General features: G+C 34.8%; 19 protein-coding genes. 12 read left to right on the top strand and 7 right to left on the bottom strand.

The genetic code is table 11. From position 1 onward, the window contains the following. Window positions 1-35: 35 nt before the first annotated feature. The 3 genes from EJN67_RS04395 to EJN67_RS04385 all read right to left on the bottom strand — a co-directional run bounded on the left by EJN67_RS04395 (window position 36) and on the right by EJN67_RS04385 (window position 2,195). Window positions 36-401 (bottom strand): DUF5362 family protein, encoded by a 366-nt coding sequence (locus EJN67_RS04395; RefSeq protein WP_129722947.1) that lies wholly within the window; start codon window positions 399-401, stop codon window positions 36-38. Between the two features lie 662 nt (window positions 402-1,063). Then, a complete protein-coding gene (locus tag EJN67_RS04390; RefSeq protein ID WP_129722945.1) occupies window positions 1,064-1,564 on the bottom strand; it encodes a hypothetical protein in 501 nt (166 codons plus the stop codon). Between the two features lie 124 nt (window positions 1,565-1,688). Beyond that, window positions 1,689-2,195 (bottom strand): metal-dependent transcriptional regulator, encoded by a 507-nt coding sequence (locus EJN67_RS04385; protein WP_207207963.1) that lies wholly within the window; start codon window positions 2,193-2,195, stop codon window positions 1,689-1,691. Between the two features lie 142 nt (window positions 2,196-2,337). Here EJN67_RS04385 and EJN67_RS04380 point away from each other — a divergent pair, with 142 nt between their 5' ends. Both EJN67_RS04380 and feoB read left to right on the top strand, forming a co-directional pair. Continuing rightward, window positions 2,338-2,583: a FeoA family protein gene (locus EJN67_RS04380; protein WP_129722943.1), complete on the top strand. Its 246-nt coding sequence runs from the start codon at window positions 2,338-2,340 to the stop codon at window positions 2,581-2,583. 12 nt (window positions 2,584-2,595) lie between these two features. Continuing rightward, window positions 2,596-4,752, top strand: a complete 2,157-nt coding sequence (gene feoB / locus EJN67_RS04375; RefSeq protein ID WP_129722941.1) for a ferrous iron transport protein B — start codon at window positions 2,596-2,598, stop codon at window positions 4,750-4,752. 32 nt (window positions 4,753-4,784) lie between these two features. Here feoB and EJN67_RS04370 read toward each other — a convergent pair whose 3' ends face one another. Together EJN67_RS04370 and EJN67_RS04365 are read right to left on the bottom strand one after the other, a co-directional pair. Beyond that, entirely contained in the window at window positions 4,785-5,096 is a 312-nt protein-coding gene (locus EJN67_RS04370) for a P-II family nitrogen regulator (protein WP_129722939.1), read from the bottom strand. 15 nt (window positions 5,097-5,111) lie between these two features. After that, window positions 5,112-5,804: a DUF1538 domain-containing protein gene (locus EJN67_RS04365; RefSeq protein ID WP_243641228.1), complete on the bottom strand. Its 693-nt coding sequence runs from the start codon at window positions 5,802-5,804 to the stop codon at window positions 5,112-5,114. 191 nt (window positions 5,805-5,995) lie between these two features. Between EJN67_RS04365 and argC the strand changes: the two genes are divergently transcribed. The 6 genes from argC (at window position 5,996) to EJN67_RS04335 (ending at window position 10,342) form a co-directional block, all read left to right on the top strand. After that, entirely contained in the window at window positions 5,996-7,036 is a 1,041-nt protein-coding gene (argC, locus tag EJN67_RS04360; protein ID WP_129722935.1) for an N-acetyl-gamma-glutamyl-phosphate reductase, read from the top strand. Between the two features lie 14 nt (window positions 7,037-7,050). Continuing rightward, a complete protein-coding gene (gene argB, locus EJN67_RS04355; protein ID WP_129722933.1) occupies window positions 7,051-7,914 on the top strand; it encodes an acetylglutamate kinase in 864 nt (287 codons plus the stop codon). Window positions 7,915-7,991: 77 nt separating this feature from the next. After that, window positions 7,992-8,639 (top strand): endonuclease III domain-containing protein, encoded by a 648-nt coding sequence (locus EJN67_RS04350; protein ID WP_129722931.1) that lies wholly within the window; start codon window positions 7,992-7,994, stop codon window positions 8,637-8,639. A gap of 147 nt (window positions 8,640-8,786) precedes the next feature. Then, window positions 8,787-9,386, top strand: coding sequence for a 50S ribosomal protein L25 (locus EJN67_RS04345; protein WP_129722929.1), 600 nt, complete (start codon window positions 8,787-8,789; stop codon window positions 9,384-9,386). A 120-nt stretch (window positions 9,387-9,506) separates the two neighbouring features. Beyond that, complete coding sequence (locus EJN67_RS04340; RefSeq protein ID WP_129722927.1) at window positions 9,507-9,941, top strand: MarR family winged helix-turn-helix transcriptional regulator; 435 nt, start codon at window positions 9,507-9,509, stop codon at window positions 9,939-9,941. Window positions 9,942-9,997: 56 nt separating this feature from the next. Beyond that, a complete protein-coding gene (locus EJN67_RS04335; RefSeq protein WP_129722925.1) occupies window positions 9,998-10,342 on the top strand; it encodes a HEAT repeat domain-containing protein in 345 nt (114 codons plus the stop codon). A 196-nt stretch (window positions 10,343-10,538) separates the two neighbouring features. Here the strand turns inward: EJN67_RS04335 and EJN67_RS04330 are convergent, their stop codons facing one another. Beyond that, window positions 10,539-10,997 (bottom strand): hypothetical protein, encoded by a 459-nt coding sequence (locus EJN67_RS04330; RefSeq protein WP_129722923.1) that lies wholly within the window; start codon window positions 10,995-10,997, stop codon window positions 10,539-10,541. Window positions 10,998-12,046: 1,049 nt separating this feature from the next. On the opposite strand from EJN67_RS04330, the gene aroF reads away from it, so the two are divergent. From aroF to EJN67_RS04310, 4 genes are read left to right on the top strand one after another with little or no spacing between them, the layout of a single operon-like run. After that, window positions 12,047-13,060: a 3-deoxy-7-phosphoheptulonate synthase gene (gene aroF, locus EJN67_RS04325; RefSeq protein ID WP_129722921.1), complete on the top strand. Its 1,014-nt coding sequence runs from the start codon at window positions 12,047-12,049 to the stop codon at window positions 13,058-13,060. Between the two features lie 26 nt (window positions 13,061-13,086). Continuing rightward, window positions 13,087-14,154: a 3-dehydroquinate synthase gene (aroB, locus tag EJN67_RS04320; RefSeq protein WP_129722919.1), complete on the top strand. Its 1,068-nt coding sequence runs from the start codon at window positions 13,087-13,089 to the stop codon at window positions 14,152-14,154. 28 nt (window positions 14,155-14,182) lie between these two features. Next, window positions 14,183-15,454, top strand: a complete 1,272-nt coding sequence (gene aroA, locus EJN67_RS04315; RefSeq protein ID WP_129722917.1) for a 3-phosphoshikimate 1-carboxyvinyltransferase — start codon at window positions 14,183-14,185, stop codon at window positions 15,452-15,454. After that, on the top strand, window positions 15,447-16,304 hold the full coding sequence (locus tag EJN67_RS04310) for a prephenate dehydratase (RefSeq protein WP_165000728.1): 858 nt from the start codon (window positions 15,447-15,449) through the stop codon (window positions 16,302-16,304). The genes aroA and EJN67_RS04310 overlap by 8 nt, the downstream gene beginning before the upstream one ends. 131 nt (window positions 16,305-16,435) lie before the next feature. On the opposite strand, the gene nagZ is transcribed toward EJN67_RS04310, so the two are convergent. Continuing rightward, window positions 16,436-17,695: a beta-N-acetylhexosaminidase gene (nagZ, locus tag EJN67_RS04305; protein ID WP_129722913.1), complete on the bottom strand. Its 1,260-nt coding sequence runs from the start codon at window positions 17,693-17,695 to the stop codon at window positions 16,436-16,438. Window positions 17,696-17,934 lie beyond the last annotated feature (239 nt).

The following is a 17,934-nucleotide window of genomic DNA, read 5'->3' as shown; positions in this document are numbered from 1 at the left end:
AAAAAAGCATGGACTTTAAGTCCATGCCTTTTTATTTAAAGCGGAGTAGTCAAAGAATCAAAAAAATTAAATCCAGTTGCAAAAGCGACTATAATGCTTATAACCAATAACACAAGGGATACGATTATAAGGATACCTTGTATCTTGAAATAACCATTTAGATGATCAAACAAAACATTTAAATTTTGCTCCCCCTCAATATTTGCAGAAATCAGGGCATCTGCCTGGGCCCTGGCATTTATCAGTTTTACACCAAGAATAATAGTTATGATACCGGGTATTGCACCTACTACAAATGCAAAAACACCTATAAGGGCAGATATTATACCGCTTATTATGGTCATAACACCTACAAAGCCACCCCACTTACTCAAAGCATTCAATCGTTCCTTATCTACCATATGTACACCCCCTTTACAATTCTGCCTTATTCTATTTATATAATAGTATATTAAAATTATAATATATTTTATAGAAATAAGATATATATATATTACTTTTATGACTATTATACTTTTATTTGTATAAATAGTTAAAATTATTATATATACTATTGACGTAATTCTAAAATATGCTATTATATAGATAATTAGGAAAACCCCAAATTAAATTTTTAAAAAGGGGAGAATAAATATGAAAGATAATCAAAAAGTGCTAATTTCCATCCTAATAATGATATTTATCCCTCTAATATTAATATTTTTGCTACCTTCCATATTTCCTTATAACGAAACTATTAATTATAGCCAGCAATTTATTATAGATATCTTAATTAGTTTAATATACGGAATATGTCTTTTTTCACTAATGTATACTGTCCTATCTAATAAGAAAAATGATTTTATCAAAAAGGCATTAATATTAGGTATTATAATTAATATATTACTTATAATACTTGCATTTGTATTTCCTTATCTAACTACAATAGTATTAAGTAATATCAAATTAATATCTATTACTTTAACAATATATATAGCTCTAATATTTTATATCTTTTGGGACAAAAGTAGGCAAGAATCATAACAGGAATAGGGGAAGCAAATATTTGCTTCCCCTATTCCTATTAAATACCATTTTGCATTTGAGCCACATATTTACAATCCCGTTTGAGTTCTCCTACATACAACTCGGTCTTGCTGGCTTGATTGCGATAGTTTAAAATTTCTTCATTGTTCATACGTATCCTATCCCTTACCAGCTGTTTTATATTGATATATACCTTCTCAAAACCCACTTCATTTAAAAGCTCTTCAGAGGTCATTTCATGTGTTATAAGTTCACTGTTTGTAGCATTATAGTATATAAGCTTTTTATCCTGATTTAGCACAATCTTCTCCTCTATACCTTTATGATACACCATAATACCCTGTTCTACACTGAATACATCCCCCTTATAATTTCGAACGGTCATATCATCCTTTTTTAAAGAGGGATACAGATCATATAATATATTAAGTATCTCCTCTATAGCCTGCCCTATAATATATTCCAAACGTTCATATGCCTTGCACTTTTCTTCCTCTGTATAGTTTAAACGCTGGATCATATTACTAATATCCTCCATGCCATTCACCTCATATCATTCTTTTAAGCTACTTTAATTTATTGTTCCTGTACTTATATATTATTATTCCACAAGACAAAATATAATAAAATAAACAATAAAGGGACACATGAATTATACTTTTCTATAAAATAAAAGCATCTCCAGATAGAGGAATATTATTCTTTTTTCTAAACTCATAATATAGATCAACTATTTCCGGATGCTGATCGAAAAATTGATTAAATAATAAGATACTGTTTAGGGTTTCCACACTTATACCATGCTCTATCATTTCCGTATCCATAAGTATGTTCTCTTCTACCCCCAGATTTTTTAGAAAAATCTCTATTGCCTTGTGTCTTTTAAGAAGAAAGGATCCTATCTCTTCACCCCGTTCAGTCAATTTCACCGCACCATATTTTTGATAATCCACTAAACCTACAGATGACAATTTTTGTACTACCTTCGTTGCAGATGATGCCTGAACATTTAAAAGATCTGCCAAAATGTTTATTCTTATATATCCTTCCTTTTCATAATATCTATATATCATCTCAAGGTAGTCTTCCATGCTAGATGTCAATACTTCTTTTTCCTGTTTTAATATCTCATAACCCCTAACTGTATAAAATTCATCGTTATTCACCATTATCAAACCCAACCTTTATATTTTATTTCCCTACTTATATAAATATATGTAACAACTCAAATACATATCTCATATATTAGCCATAGGAAACAATCTTTCCCACGGCTAAATCGAAATATTTTAATATGGAGGTAAATAGATTATGAATAACTTAATACCTTTAAATATGTTGCCCATTGGCACTACAGGAAGGGTAAAGATGCTTTTATCAGATGGAAAGACCAGACGGCGCATGCTGGATCTAGGACTTATACAAGGTACAAAAGTAGAAGCTTTAAGACAAAGTCCCTCAGGTGATCCTACAGCCTACAATATAAGGGGTGCCGTAATTGCCTTAAGATCGGATGAAGCTTCTAAAATATTTGTAGAAAATATGCAAATTATTTAAGGAGGAAGCAACATGGGATTGACTAATAAATCTACCGGTATCGGACTCTTAATAGATGAGACCAATAAAAATGATTTTACTACATGGGAGGGAACTATAGTAGCTCTAGCCGGTAATCCTAATACGGGTAAAAGCACTGTATTTAATAGCCTAACAGGTCTCAAACAACATACGGGTAACTGGCCCGGCAAGACTGTAAGCAATGCAAAGGGAGAATATGAATACAATGGAGAAAAATTTTTACTGGTAGATCTGCCAGGCACATATTCCCTATCTGCAAATTCGGTGGAGGAAGAAGTAGCTAGAGATTTTATATGCTTTGAAAATCCAAAGGCTACAATAGTAGTAGCAGATGCCACATGTTTAGAACGAAATCTAAACCTTGTACTCCAAATAACGGAAATCACCAATAACGTAATATTATGTGTAAACCTAATGGATGAGGCCAGACGTAAGAAAATAGACATTGACATAGAAATGTTATCTAATATCCTAGGTATACCTGTGGTGGGCACCAGCGCCAGAGATGGCATAGGCCTTGATAAGCTTATGGATAAGGTTCAAAAGGTATCAAATGGCAGTATAAGACCAAGACCTTATAGAATAGACTATCCTAAAGAAATAGAAGATGCCATCTCATTGATTGAATCGTCAATATCAACTAGCATAACAGACAAAATAAATGCACGATGGTTCGCCCTTAGGCTAATAGAGGATTTCCATAATTTCATGCCCCATTTCATGCAGTATATGGATATATCTAAAGACGAAGTGAAAATTATAGAAGAAAAGGTAGAAATGGTATGGGATGACCTAGCAAAGTTTAATCTAACCCCTAACAATATAAGGGATGAAATAGTGGGCAGCATAGTCATGGTAGCAGAAGAAACAGCAAATCAAGTAGTAAGTATAAAGGATGAGGGGTACAAGGATATAGATAAAAAGATAGATGACATATTAACTTCCAAAAAATTTGGTATACCAATAATGATAGGAATGCTGGCAATTATATTTTGGATTACTATAGAAGGAGCAAATTATCCTTCTGAAATGCTTGCAAAACTATTATTCGGCATCGAAGATAAGTTGTCAACTTTTTTTATAAACATAGGCTCCCCCAAATGGCTGCATGATATTATAGTACTTGGAATGTATCGTACATTGGCATGGGTGATATCGGTAATGCTCCCGCCCATGGCCATATTCTTTCCTTTGTTCACATTCCTAGAAGACCTTGGGTACCTTCCTAGAATAGCATTTAACCTAGATAATTTCTTCAAAAAGGCATGTGCCCACGGTAAGCAGGCCCTTACTATGTGCATGGGATTTGGATGCAATGCAGCAGGCATAGTGGCATGTCGTATTATAGACTCACCTAGGGAGCGGCTTATAGCCACAATAACCAATAATTTTGTACCATGTAATGGCCGATTTCCCATATTGATTGCCATGTCCAGCATATTTATAGGTGGCATGGCAGCTTCACGGGCAATGAGTTCTTTAATCGCAACCATTACAATAATGTGCATAATAATACTTGGAGTAATCATTACACTCTTGATATCAAAGATACTATCAAAGACCATATTGAAGGGATTACCCTCTTCATTTACGTTGGAACTCCCGCCATATCGTAAACCTCAAATAGGCAGGATATTAGTGCGTTCCATATTGGATAGAACTCTTTTTGTGCTAGGGCGTGCAGTAGCAGTAGCTGCCCCTGCAGGGATTATAATATGGATAATGGCCAATGTAAATATAGGAAATGCCAATATTTTAGATCATTGCGCAAACTTTTTAAATCCACTCGGCCATTTGATGGGCATGGATGGCTATATACTTATGGCATTTATACTTGGGCTCCCGGCAAATGAAATAGTAATACCCATCATTATAATGAGCTATATGTCAAGCGGATATATGATGGAACTTGAGTCTTTGGATGCCCTTAGAAACTTGTTAGTGGCAAACGGTTGGACCTGGCTTACTGCCGTATGTGTAATGCTCTTCTCACTTATGCACTTTCCGTGTGGCACAACCCTTTGGACTATAAAAAAAGAAACTGGCAGTCGTAAATGGACCTTTGTATCATTTCTGGTACCTACTGTTACAGGCATGGCAATATGTATAGTCGTAGCACAACTTTTCAGACTGCTTGGAATTGCTTAAAAAAGTGTGAAAGATTTATCTTTCACACTTTTTTATCTAATATGCAAACCTATTATACGATCTACAGGAAAGGTAAAGGCTATGCCCGTCCCTGGCTCATTTAATCTGCCGGCCTCAACTACTGTATTCAATATACAATCCACATTATCTGATTCTACCAATATTATTATTATCTCTTTTGAGGACTCTATGTGGAGATTTAAAAACTTCTTTGCCTCTGCTTCACCAGTACCCCTACCATAAACTATGGTAGCCCCTTTTGCCCCTGCCTTTTTTGCCAAATTTACTATATGATCTGCCTTACCTCGCTCTACAATGGCTACTATGCCTTCTATATCAAGCATATTTTCCTCCTTTAACTATATATCTGCTATTATGCCAACTACAAGCACTGCTATTATAGTACATAATATGGCCAAAGCAATCATGCCAAACCCATCGATAAGGGGATCACTGTTTTCTATAGCTGATGATAAGCCAAGCCCTATTGCCATATTAAGAGGGACATTTACAGGACCTGTAGTTACCCCCGCTGCATCAAATGCCACTCCCGTTATGCTCTCTGGTGCAAAGTATCCTAAAACCATTATAACAGCTACTACAGGGAGTATCACCTTTGAATTGGGAATACTAAAGAGTATCTTTACAGTACCAAGACCCATGCCTACTCCCGCCCCTATGGCAATGGTATGCTTAAGCACCTTGTTCGGTATGGCACCTACCGATACCTCCTCTACTTCCATGGCAAGTGCGGTCACTGCCGGCTCTGCTATGGTAGAAGCATAGCTAAGTAAAAAATTAAATGCTACTATAAGATAGACATTATCAAGGGCAGGAAGCCCTGCACCTACAGCATTGCCAAGGGGTATAAGCCCTAATTTCAAGCCCTGTACAAATATATATAATCCAAAAAAACTGAGCATTATCCCTAAAATAACACTTCTTAAATCATCAATAGGTGACTTTAACACAAATATCTGAAATATTAAAAGTGAAATGGATATGGGCAATATATCCCTTGCAGTCATCCATACACCTTTTAAAACCTCCATAAATTTCAACTTAATCCCCCTTTATATCCTCTTGAGTAATTATTATTTTCTGAATTTTCTAAATAAAGCGTATACATTTTATATTACTATATGCTCCCATTTGTGTCAAACTCTTTTATAGTTCTTCTTGTATTTTTATTCATGTAGATGTATAATTATTAAAATCAATATAATATTAGGAGGCATATTCCATGATTAAAGCAAGCATTATTGGAGCCACAGGTTATGCAGGGGCAGAACTTATTCGTCTTTTATGCAACCATCCACATGTAGAAATAGTCCATATGGTTTCCAGTAATTTCGAGGGTAAACAGTTGAATAATATATACCCAAATTTTTGTGGTATAAATACTCAGATCCTCGAAAATATGGACATAGATCAGATAGCAAAAGACAGCGACATAGTTTTTACAGCCCTCCCCCATGGCATTTCCGGCAAAGTGGTAAAAGATATATACTCTTCCGGTACCAGAATAATAGATCTAAGTGGAGACTTTAGATACAGGGACAAAACAGTTTATGAAAAATGGTACGGCATAAAACACCCCTGCCCTGAACTTTTAGAGCAGGCGGTCTATGGTCTCCCTGAAATTCACAAAAAGGATATAAAAAATGCACCTATTATAGGGAATCCAGGGTGCTATACTACCTGCTCAATACTCGGCCTTGCACCTCTACTTTTTGAAAATATTATTGACCCCCCATCGATAATAATAGATGCAAAATCTGGCGCCAGCGGTGCAGGAAGAAGTTCTTCTAATCATATGCACTTCTGTGAGATGGATGAAAATATAATGGCATACAATATAGGAAATCACCGTCATACATCGGAAATAGAGATGGAACTATCTCTAATTGCAAAAACAGACATAAAACTCTCCTTTACCCCCCACATTCTACCCCTAAAGCGCGGTATACTTTGTACAATGTATGCCAATTTAATAAAGGATATATCCTCTGAACAAATTAGTAGTGCATATGATAGTTTTTATCACAAACAACCCTTTATAATCATCCATAAAGGCACAAACCTCCCAGAGATAAAGTTTGTAACAGGATCTAACATGTGCCATATAGGATTTGTAATCGATAAACGCCTAGGTAGAATAGTTGTATTATCAGCCATTGACAACCTTATAAAAGGTGCCGGGGGGCAAGCCATACAGAATATGAACATTATATTTGACATGGATGAAACCACTGGTCTCCTAACCCCAGGATGGTATCTATAAGAAAGGAGCATTCTATGAATGATATCATACAGAGGGCAAATGTACTTACAGAAGCCCTTCCCTATATACAAAAACTTAGTGGCAAAACTATGGTTATAAAATATGGTGGCAATGCCATGGAAAATAATAATATAACCCATACCATAATGCAAGATATAATCCTTTTAAAATATGTAGGGGTAAACCCCATAATAGTCCATGGAGGAGGACCTGAAATAAATAGAACCCTTGATATCCTAAAAATAAAATCAAATTTTTATAAAGGACTTCGGATAACCGATAAGGATACAATGGATGTGGTACAAATGGTATTAGCAGGTAAAATAAACAAGGATATAGTCTCTAAAATAAATGCACTAGGTGCCCAGGCTATAGGCCTATGCGGTAAGGATGCCAATCTCATACAAGCTAAAAAACTTCCTACCGTAGATGGAGTTGATTTAGGATATGTAGGTGAAATAACAAAGATAAATACTGCTATCCTGGATTTTTTAGCACATGATAAGTACATACCTGTAGTAGCGCCTATAGGAGTTGATCCTGATGGTCAAAGTTATAATATAAATGCAGATACAGTAGCAGGAGCAATTGCATCTGCATTAAAGGCTGAAAAGCTTATCTTCTTAACCGATATAGACGGTATAAGATTATATCCTGATAAGCCAGATTCTTTGATATCTAGCATATCCGTAGAACAGATCCATAACCTTATACAAAAAGGTATTATAAAGGATGGTATGATTCCAAAGGTGGAGGCATGTATAAAAGGAATACAAGAAGGCATAAACAGAACCCATATTTTAAATGGTACCATACCCCATCCATTGCTACTTGAGATATTTACCGATGTGGGCATTGGTACCATGGTGACAGCCTAACCTATAATAGCCAAGCCCTTCCCCTTTTGATACAATATATATAGTTTTTAATATATTGATGCTTGGAGGATATTATAATGGACAACAATTTAATAGAACAGATATACCATCAATTGTTGAATTACTATGGACCCCAAAGCTGGTGGCCAGGTGATACTCCATTCGAGATAATGCTAGGTGCAATTCTTACGCAAAACACATCCTGGCAAAATGTAGAACGGGCGATAGATAATTTAAGACTATACCTCGAACCTGAAAAGATATATGATATGCAGGATGCACAGTTAGCTGAACTTATAAAACCCAGCGGTTTCTATAATGTAAAAACAAAGAGGATAAAAAACTTTTTAGAATGGTTTAAACATAAAAACTTTTCCATAGAAGAACTTAAAAAGATGGATATACAAAGACTCAGACAAGAACTGCTACTAATAAATGGTATAGGGAGGGAGACTGCAGATTCCATAATACTATATGCTATAGAAAAACCTATATTTGTTATTGATGCATATACCAGAAGGATGTTTAACCGCTTGGGGCTAAGCTTGCCGAAAGAATACGACCATATACAGGACCTATTTCAAAAAAACATAAACAAAGATGTTTACGTTTTTAATGAATATCATGCCCTTATAGTCAAGCATTCAAAAGATTTCTGCAAGGTTAAACCACTATGCGATGAGTGCTTTCTTAACAGCATATGCAACTTTTATATTTTACGATGATTTTTTACCATTCTGGATAAATTTACTTAATCACCCTATGAATATATAAAAAATGTGGTATAATATATATATATAAATATATATACCATATTTTTTAGCTTGTAGGCGTATGGAATATATAAACCAAATTTAAGGAGGGTTTCTTATATGGCAATAGCGTCAATTAATGCACTCCCAAGGGATGAAAAAGCTAAGAAGGCAAGAGCTGAAGGTTTTATCCCAGCAATAATTTATGGAAAGGATATAAAACCTACGCCTGTAAAATTTGAAGAAGGGCCCATTAAAAAGGTCATCCATCAGCATGGAGAACGGGCCAAGGTAAAAGTACATATGGGCAATGAAGAAAGCTTAGGAGTATTAAAAGCAGTAGATAGGCATCCCACGAAAGGGAGTATTGTCCACATGGATATCCAGCTTGTAAAAGCGGATCAAAAAATCAATTGGGAAATTCCTGTAGCTTTCAATAACACCGAAAATCTTGATAGCAAAAAACTCATATTGCAGATCAATATGGACCAGATAGAAGTATCCGGCACACCATCACAAATACCAGATAAGATAGAAATCGATGTTGCTGACAAAGAGGCGGGAGATACCATTACAATAGGTGATCTTAAGCTACCAGAAGGTGTTGAAATACTAAAGGAAACTGGAGAACCAATAGCTGTCATAACATATGGCAATATGGAAGAAGAAGCAGATGATTCAAATGAAGAATCAGTAGAATCAGAACCAATAGAAGAATAGATTACAATATATTGTAAGAGGGTAGAAGAATATCGCTACCCTCTTATATATTGACAAAATTGTTAACCTGGTTTATATTAAACTTAGTTAAATATTTTTAAGGGAGATGGATTTTATAATATGGATATGACTGCTGATTGTTTTGTGCAACAGATTGAGCAACTTTTTCCCCTTTTTTATAAACAATTATCCATTGCATTATCGGACAAAATGATAGGTGGAATAACTTTTTCTCAATTATTAGTCATGAGGGAAATAAACCGCGGGGTAAATACAACAAGTGATATTGCAACAAGACTCTCCATATCTCCCGCCGCTTCATCAAAATTCATAGATCAAATAGAAAAAATGGGATATATAGAGCGTATAAATTCTGCAAAGGATAGAAGGATACATATGCTGAGGCTTACCAAAGCAGGATTTAGCGTTATGAATGATAATATAAATGTTCGTATAGACATATTAAAAGAGATTTTATCCTGCCTTGAGCAAGATGAGATCCACACTCTAGCTGATATACTGGAAAAGTTAATAATTGAATTAAAGAAAAGATAATATTTTATAAATTTTTGCTGCCCTCTATTTATAATAGAGAGAAAGGGGTTATAAGCATGTTTGGAGTTTCTGTAGAAAAGATTGATAAATGGACTAAAAAAGGCAAGGTAGAAAGACTTATAAAGGCCGCATCCGATTCAGATAAAGACATACGTCTTGCAGCTATAAGGGGGTTGGGAAAAGTAGATCATGAAAAAAGTTTCAACTCCCTGGTATTTATATTGAGAGATGAGGACCCGGAAATCAGGGGAACCGCCTGTGAATCATTAGGCGAACTTAGAAAAGTTATTGCTGAAGAGCATCTTAAATATATAGCCAAGAATGACCCAGATAAAAAGGTTAAAGAAAAGGCTATTGAGGCTATTAAAAAAATTGACGAAGTCAATGAAGAAGCTCTATAAAATATTTGGGATTATATGTAACATACGATGAAAAAATTAATTAGATCTTTGGTATTTCTCTAACATCAGGGGGCAGCAAACCCTTATATATTCATACTATCAGAATCATTACTGCAATCAACTTTTCCCCTTTACCAGCAAGTAATATTTATAGAATGTACAAATCATTAAGTCTAAAATTAGTATATAGTAAGCTCTACCTTGCTTGGTATCTATTTGAAAAAATGTAATCAGTTTCCTCTGCATCTAAGGCATGAATAAAAAAATTCCAATTATAAACTTCATCTTGAAAGATTGTCGTATGTTTTTGAAATCGTCCACCTCGGCTGTATAAGCCTAAAATCATGCACCAATCTGTAACACCATAACAGCCAATAATGTATAAATTATTATCAATTTTTATTACATCGTTTGATGTAAAAACAATGTCATCGGTCGCTATCTTATGTTTATAGTTTGTAGCGGACGTATTACCCCAAAAATCATTGTTAGCATGTAGGAGACTATTTGTAGGTAGAGAGTCTTCTCTTTCCAAATTCCCATGCCATTGCTCTAGCGAACCATATTTTCTTTTGAACATGAATGCCTGAATATGGGGCATAAAAAAAAATATAAGAATATAACAAAGCAGTAGCAATACTATTATGGACAACATAAAGAACTTTCTTTTCTTTGATATGAAGTTAATATTAGCACCTCCTCAAAAAGTCCCGCGGCAAAAGTATTTGCCACTGGACGGAATTTATTACACTCCCTGTTTGGAACCTTGCCCACACCCACTAAACATCGCCATGTTTCCAATATCCATACATAAAAAGAATCTCAAAACAATCTATGGTGCCTTTCCCCAAATATAATTGTACTAGGAAATCATTGGTGACAACACTTTATCTCTAACTGAAAGAGAGAATAAATTTTGACGAATCCTAGGCAAAAGCCCTGTTGACAGCATTTTCTAATGATAAAAGAAGAGGACTTTGCTGTAAGGTATTATCATCTAAAAGCGTATTAGGAGTAAATCAGCTCCATTAAGCAAAAACATTAGAATCGTTAGGTTTGGTAAAGGATCGCAATGATCTGGAATCACCCCCCTCAATATTAAGAAGGAATTTTCGTGTTGACAAGGTGCTGACAAGAAAAGATCTTAAAACAAAGTTATTAATCGTATTCAAAGTTGAAACCCTGTTAGGTATGTATGAAAGAAATCAACCCCCATCGGATTTAAAGTTCATACCTTAGCATAATAAATAGCTTGCGTAAAACTCCCGAGGTATAGATAGCAATATGTTTATAGGAAAGCTCCTTTTGACACTTTAATTGTAAGCTGAATTTATTCTCATGTCAATGGTATAAAATTTTTTATACACGGCAAAAGCATGAATATATTTCTATTTTTAATGTTGACTTTTGGCCAAAAGGCCATATAATAAATAATAATAAATGTTATTTTTGAAGAAGGGTAATAAATATCATGCAAAACAGGATATTGTTAGCAGTTTGCTTTTATTTTGTATACTTTTTTAGCTTCCAGGGCTTTTATTTTAGCGCCGGCTCTTTGTCATACAAAAAAATATTCCTGTTTAAAGCATGATGAGTTTAATATAAATACCTATATAGAAACAAAATAATAAATGGTATATCAAAAGGACTCATAAGAGTCCTTTTTTTAATATTTAATGATAATTCTGAAAGGGAGGAATATATATGGTAGTCGTTATGAAACCTACAGCAACAAGCAAACAAATAGACAGTATGATCCACAGGCTGGAATCACTAGGATGCACAGTGCACAGGGTACAGGGTGTAAACTATTCCATTCTAGGACTAATTGGTGATACCAGCGCCATAAACATTGATCAAATAGCTGCAAACGAAAGTGTGGAAAAGGTTATGCGGGTACAAGAACCCTTTAAACTAGCTAATAAATTGTTTCATCCTGAGGATACAATAATCGAAGTAGATGGTCGCTATATTGGGGAAGGTCATTTGACTTTAATGGCAGGTCCATGCTCTGTAGAAAGTGAAGAACAGGTAGTCTCAATTGCAAGATCAGTCAAGGCTTCTGGTGCCCATTTTCTCCGCGGCGGCGCATTTAAACCCCGTACCTCCCCATATTCATTTCAAGGTCTCAGAGAAGATGGATTAAAACTTTTAAAGACCGCAAAAGATGAAACGGGACTTCCCATAGTAACTGAAGTAATGTCTACGGAACAGGTGGATATGGTAGCCAAATATGCTGATATACTCCAGATAGGTGCACGAAATATGCAGAACTACGAACTGCTTAAAGAAGTAGGCAAAATACAAAAGCCCGTACTTTTAAAGAGGGGCTTGTCAGCCACTATACACGAATTTCTTATGTCAGCAGAATATATAATGTCCGAAGGCAATGAACAGGTAATACTATGCGAAAGGGGTATAAGAACATTCGAAACGTATACCCGAAACACCCTTGATATAAGTGCCATACCAATAATAAAAAAACTCAGTCATCTGCCCATAATAGTCGATCCCAGCCATGCAGCCGGACGTTGGGATTTGGTGTATCCCCTTGCAATGGCAGCAATAGCGGCGGGAGCAGATGGGCTTATGATAGAAGTACACAATGATCCTGAAAATGCTAAAAGTGACGGTGAGGAATCATTAAAACCTGAGCGCTTTGAAAATATAGTACATGAACTTAAGGATTTAGCAAGACTCAAAGGTAAAATAATATAATGATTTCATATGGGGAGGAAAATTTCATGAAAACATTAGAAGAAAATTTGGAACACCAGGATGTTAGAATATTAATTAAACGTGGCCTTATGGAGGATATTGGGAAACATATAAAATCAATATACAATGGCAGAGAAGTTTCCGTATTATCCGATAAAAACGTTTGGCACATATATGGGGGTATCCTTACTAGATCATTGGAATATGCAGGATTTAAAGTATTTCCCATAATAATTTCTCCTGGTGAACAGAGTAAATCCCTAAAAACTCTTGAATTCATATATAACAGCCTCCTTGATTATGGCATAACCCCATCTAATATACTCCTAACCATGGGAGGAGGTGTAGTAGGTGATGTAGGTGGTTTTGCTGCTTCCACATATATGAGAGGGATCCCATATGTACAAATTCCCACTTCTCTGCTGGCACAAATAGATAGCAGTATAGGGGGTAAAGTAGCAATAAACCTTCCCAAGGGAAAAAATCTTGTAGGAAGCTTTTATCATCCCAAATTGGTTTTAATAGATCCTGATACACTAAAAACCCTCGATGGGCGTTTTATTAAGGATGGCATGTCTGAAATGATAAAATATGGAGCCATCTGCGATAAAGATCTATTATATGATATTTTAAATGCTAGCCCTTTGGATAATCAACTATCCTATATGGATAATTGGATATATATATGCTGTCTGCATAAAAAGAAAATAGTAGAAGCAGATGAAAAAGACAATGGGCTTAGAATGATACTAAATTTCGGTCATACACTAGGGCATGCTATAGAATATGCCACTAATTATAATACCTATACCCATGGTGAAGCTATATCCATTGGTATGCATGTCATTACACGAAAAACAGAGGATATGGGGCTTACCCAAAAAGGTACCGCCGATGCTTTAGAAAACATATTAAAAGCATACAATCTTCCAGTAGACCTCCCTTCTATATCTCCTGATAAAATACTCGACGGAGTATACAGGGATAAAAAAAATAGAGATGGAAAATTAAATCTGGTAATATTATCGAGCCTGGGAAAGGCCTTTATACACCCTATCACTCCCGATCAAGCAGGAAAATATCTGCTACCTTAACATATAATATTAAAGGAAGGAGTCAAAGATGTCCAATATAGAAATCAAACCATCTAAATTAGGAGGATCTATAGATACACCACCTTCAAAAAGCATATGCCATAGGGCCATTATAGCTGCTGCACTATCTAATGGTACCAGCCATATTAAGCCCATAGTACCATCAGATGATATATTAGCCACACTAAATGCCATAGAAAGTCTAGGTGCCTCCATAACTTCCGTAGAAAATACATTGTCCATAACAGGCAAAGGATACCCCATCCTTACCAATCCCATCATAGATTGTAATGAATCTGGCTCAACCATGCGATTTATAATTCCTCCTGTACTCCTTACTGGTGAAAAAGCCGTGGTAACAGGTAAAGGAAGACTTAGCAAGCGACCCCTAGAGCCATATGTGGAGATATTTAATAGGCAAAATATTATATACCACATGGATGAAGATAATCTTCCCCTCTATATCAAGGGTAAGCTACTTCCTGGAAGTTTTGAAGTAAGAGGCGATATAAGCTCTCAATTCATAACAGGACTAATGTTTGCCCTACCACTGCTTAGGGAAGATTCGACCATAGATATAACGGGTGAATTAGAATCAAAGGGATATATAGATCTTACCATAGATGTTTTAAAGGCATTTTCAATAGATATTATTAACGATGGATATAAAAGGTTTTATATTCCTGGCAATCAAGCATATAAGCCTATTAAATACATAGTTGAATCGGATTTCTCTCAGGCTGCTTTTTTTCTAGTGGCGGGAGCTTTAGGTAATAATATAATCTGCCGCGGATTAAATATCAAATCAACCCAAGGCGATAGGGTGATTTTAGATATCCTTCAAAAAGCGGGATGTAGTATAAGCAATAGTAAAGAATATATATCGGTATCCCCTTCAATGTTAAATGGTCTTGATATAGACGTTAAAAATTGTCCTGATCTTGTACCAATACTTGCAGTATTAGGATCATTAAGCAATGGCATGACACGTATCTATAATGCCCAAAGACTTAGATATAAAGAAAGTAATAGGTTAAAGGCAATAAGCAGTGAGCTCTCAAAGATAGGTGCATACATCAAAGAAACCGATGATGGATTGTTGATAAACGGGCGTCCGTATCTAGATGGTGGAGAAGTGGACAGTTGGAACGACCACCGTATTGCAATGGCACTATCTATCGCTTCTACACGATGTAAACAACCTATTACAATAAGAAACAGCCAAGCAGTCAAAAAGTCATACCCCCATTTTTTCGATGATTTTATTAGTTTAGGAGGAATTGTCCATGCATATGAATAGATATACTGTCACATTCCAAGGCATAGAAGGCTCCTTTAGCCATCAAGCTGTAAATAAAGTGTTCCATAGCAAAGTCATTCTTTTACCTGAAGATACTTTTGGAGATGCATTTTACGCTATTTCAAATGGCAAAGCCCAGTATGGGGTATTGCCTATAGATAATTCCTCTACCGGCCCTATCTCAGAAGTTTATGATCTTCTTTATAAATATAATTTGCATATAATAGGTGAAACATACATCCAGGTAGAACATCATTTGCTAGGTCTCAAAGATAGCTCTATAGATATGATAGAAGAAGTTTATTCGCATCCCCAGGCAATAAAACAATGTAAAAGATTTTTAAAATGCTACCCCAAATGGCGTATTATACCCTATTATGACACCGCAAAAAGTGCAAAATTTATAATGGAGCAAAATAATCCTTCACTATCAGCCATCGGTAGTATGGAAGCAGCAAAACTATATAATTTAAAAATATTAAAAAGAGATATACATGATAACTCTTTAAATTTTACTAGATTTTTAGTATTGAGTAGTGATCTTAACCCAATAGATAATTACGACAAAATAAGTATAATCTTAACTCCTTCAAATGATAGTAACGCCCTCTATAACATTATGAATATACTAGATAGGTATAATATCAGAATAATAAAGCTATGTACAAGACCAATCGTAGATTATCCATTTACATATATGTTCTATATGGATCTTAAAACGGATATGCCTATTGAAAAAACGCAGCAAGTTTTAGAATACATAAAAAATCATTGTACAAATTTTAGACTACTTGGTATTTATGATGAAGATAAAACCTGCCAAAATAAAATGAAACCGCCAGCGAAGTAGAGCGGTTTCATTTTTTTCTATATATTATGGAGGAGATTTCATATAAATATTATCTCTAATGTTTATAATAACAACATTCTTAGACTAGCCTATGAATAGTTTGTAAACATTTTATGAACATATCTTTTGCATTATTTTATATATTTATTCAACGTATTATCTATCCTTTCGTTGATTTTTTTCACATCTATTGATTGTACAGGCCCATCATCAAGTTTGTACTGATCCTTTAGAGATAATATTCTATATACGCTTTCATCTATCCTCTCTTCAGAAATAGTACCATCTTTAACAGCAGTTTTTATAGCATTAATTGCAGATATCTGGTTTTCATACTGATGACAAATCAATACTATGTCAGTACCTGCCACTATGGATTTTACAGCTGCTTCTCCCATACCATAATTATCCACTATAGCCCCCATAGTCATATCATCAGTAATAACAACACCGTCAAATTCCATATGATCTCTTAGGATATCTGTAATTATAGTTTTAGATAAAGAGGCAGGATTTTCCCCATCAAGTTGTGAAAATAGAATATGGGCTACCATTACAACATCTGCCCCATTATCTATCGCCTCTTTAAATGGCACAAACTCAAGATCTTGTAATCGCTCCAAATCATTATTTATACAAGGCAGATCCAAATGGGAATCTACTGAAGTATCTCCATGTCCTGGAAAATGTTTTATGACCGGTATTATACCTTCAGATGCTATCCCTTCCATGGTCCTTATACCCAATTTAGTCACTATTTCTATATTGTCACCAAACGACCTAGAACCAATTACAGGATTATTAGGATTGCTGTTTATATCTAAAACCGGCGCAAAATCCATATTTAAACCTAATCCCTTAAGTTCCTCCCCTATTATGCTGCCTATTTCAAACGAAAAATCCCCATTATTTATATCGCCTATGGTTTTGTTAGGCGGGAGCTTTTTAAATTCTTTAGGCATTCTGCTTACCCTTCCCCCCTCTTCATCGGTTGATATAAATAGAGGCATCTTATTTACAGTATTGATATTTTTTAATTCATTTAATAAATCTACCAATTGCTCTACATCCCTTATATTCCGTTCAAATAAAATAAAACCTCCTACATGATAGTCCTCTATCAAACGCCTAGTAGCATCATTTACTGTATATCCTTCAAATCCTACTAAAACCATTTGACCAATTTTCTCATCAAGGGTCATTTCATCAACTTTTTCCTTTATATTATCTTTATATCGTTCCTCTACATTTGGTTCTACCATATCACTTTCCTGTTTTTCTTCATTTGGTATCTGTAATTGTATTTCACCCTCTACTTGTTTTTTAATACAACCTACCATATTGAAGAGTATTAAAACAAGCAATAATAAAATTGAAATCTTCTTATTCATTTTATATCCTCCAATGCATATATCTGCATGTAATTATAATCTGTAAATTTTTATATATTTATATGCTATATGTATAATACTGCTTTGTCAATAAACATAATTTCTGCACTATAGCGTTTCAATATATTTTTATATCCCATAAGTTATTTAGCTATATAAAAATTAGTAAAACATGATATAATTGTGGTACATTACTTTAAAAAAACTTAAGGCAATGCTGATAAATATATTTTTTATAT

It is taken from the genome of Xylanivirga thermophila, assembly GCF_004138105.1.
In the GTDB taxonomy this organism is placed as follows: domain Bacteria; phylum Bacillota; class Clostridia; order Caldicoprobacterales; family Xylanivirgaceae; genus Xylanivirga; species Xylanivirga thermophila.
This window is presented reverse-complemented; position numbering and strand designations above follow the sequence as displayed.

Coding starts and splice junctions, on each gene's coding strand:
- aroA (WP_129722917.1), top strand. CDS start 14,183: ATGTCCAATATAGAAATCAAACCATCTAAATTAGGAGGATCTATAGAT.
- aroF (WP_129722921.1), top strand. CDS start 12,047: ATGGTAGTCGTTATGAAACCTACAGCAACAAGCAAACAAATAGACAGT.
- feoB (WP_129722941.1), top strand. CDS start 2,596: ATGGGATTGACTAATAAATCTACCGGTATCGGACTCTTAATAGATGAG.
- aroB (WP_129722919.1), top strand. CDS start 13,087: ATGAAAACATTAGAAGAAAATTTGGAACACCAGGATGTTAGAATATTA.
- EJN67_RS04385 (WP_207207963.1), bottom strand. CDS start 2,195: ATGGTGAATAACGATGAATTTTATACAGTTAGGGGTTATGAGATATTA.
- argB (WP_129722933.1), top strand. CDS start 7,051: ATGAATGATATCATACAGAGGGCAAATGTACTTACAGAAGCCCTTCCC.
- EJN67_RS04365 (WP_243641228.1), bottom strand. CDS start 5,804: ATGGAGGTTTTAAAAGGTGTATGGATGACTGCAAGGGATATATTGCCC.
- EJN67_RS04335 (WP_129722925.1), top strand. CDS start 9,998: ATGTTTGGAGTTTCTGTAGAAAAGATTGATAAATGGACTAAAAAAGGC.
- EJN67_RS04330 (WP_129722923.1), bottom strand. CDS start 10,997: ATGTTGTCCATAATAGTATTGCTACTGCTTTGTTATATTCTTATATTT.
- EJN67_RS04340 (WP_129722927.1), top strand. CDS start 9,507: ATGGATATGACTGCTGATTGTTTTGTGCAACAGATTGAGCAACTTTTT.
- EJN67_RS04380 (WP_129722943.1), top strand. CDS start 2,338: ATGAATAACTTAATACCTTTAAATATGTTGCCCATTGGCACTACAGGA.
- EJN67_RS04310 (WP_165000728.1), top strand. CDS start 15,447: ATGAATAGATATACTGTCACATTCCAAGGCATAGAAGGCTCCTTTAGC.
- EJN67_RS04345 (WP_129722929.1), top strand. CDS start 8,787: ATGGCAATAGCGTCAATTAATGCACTCCCAAGGGATGAAAAAGCTAAG.
- EJN67_RS04395 (WP_129722947.1), bottom strand. CDS start 401: ATGGTAGATAAGGAACGATTGAATGCTTTGAGTAAGTGGGGTGGCTTT.
- EJN67_RS04390 (WP_129722945.1), bottom strand. CDS start 1,564: ATGGAGGATATTAGTAATATGATCCAGCGTTTAAACTATACAGAGGAA.
- EJN67_RS04350 (WP_129722931.1), top strand. CDS start 7,992: ATGGACAACAATTTAATAGAACAGATATACCATCAATTGTTGAATTAC.
- EJN67_RS04370 (WP_129722939.1), bottom strand. CDS start 5,096: ATGCTTGATATAGAAGGCATAGTAGCCATTGTAGAGCGAGGTAAGGCA.
- nagZ (WP_129722913.1), bottom strand. CDS start 17,695: ATGAATAAGAAGATTTCAATTTTATTATTGCTTGTTTTAATACTCTTC.
- argC (WP_129722935.1), top strand. CDS start 5,996: ATGATTAAAGCAAGCATTATTGGAGCCACAGGTTATGCAGGGGCAGAA.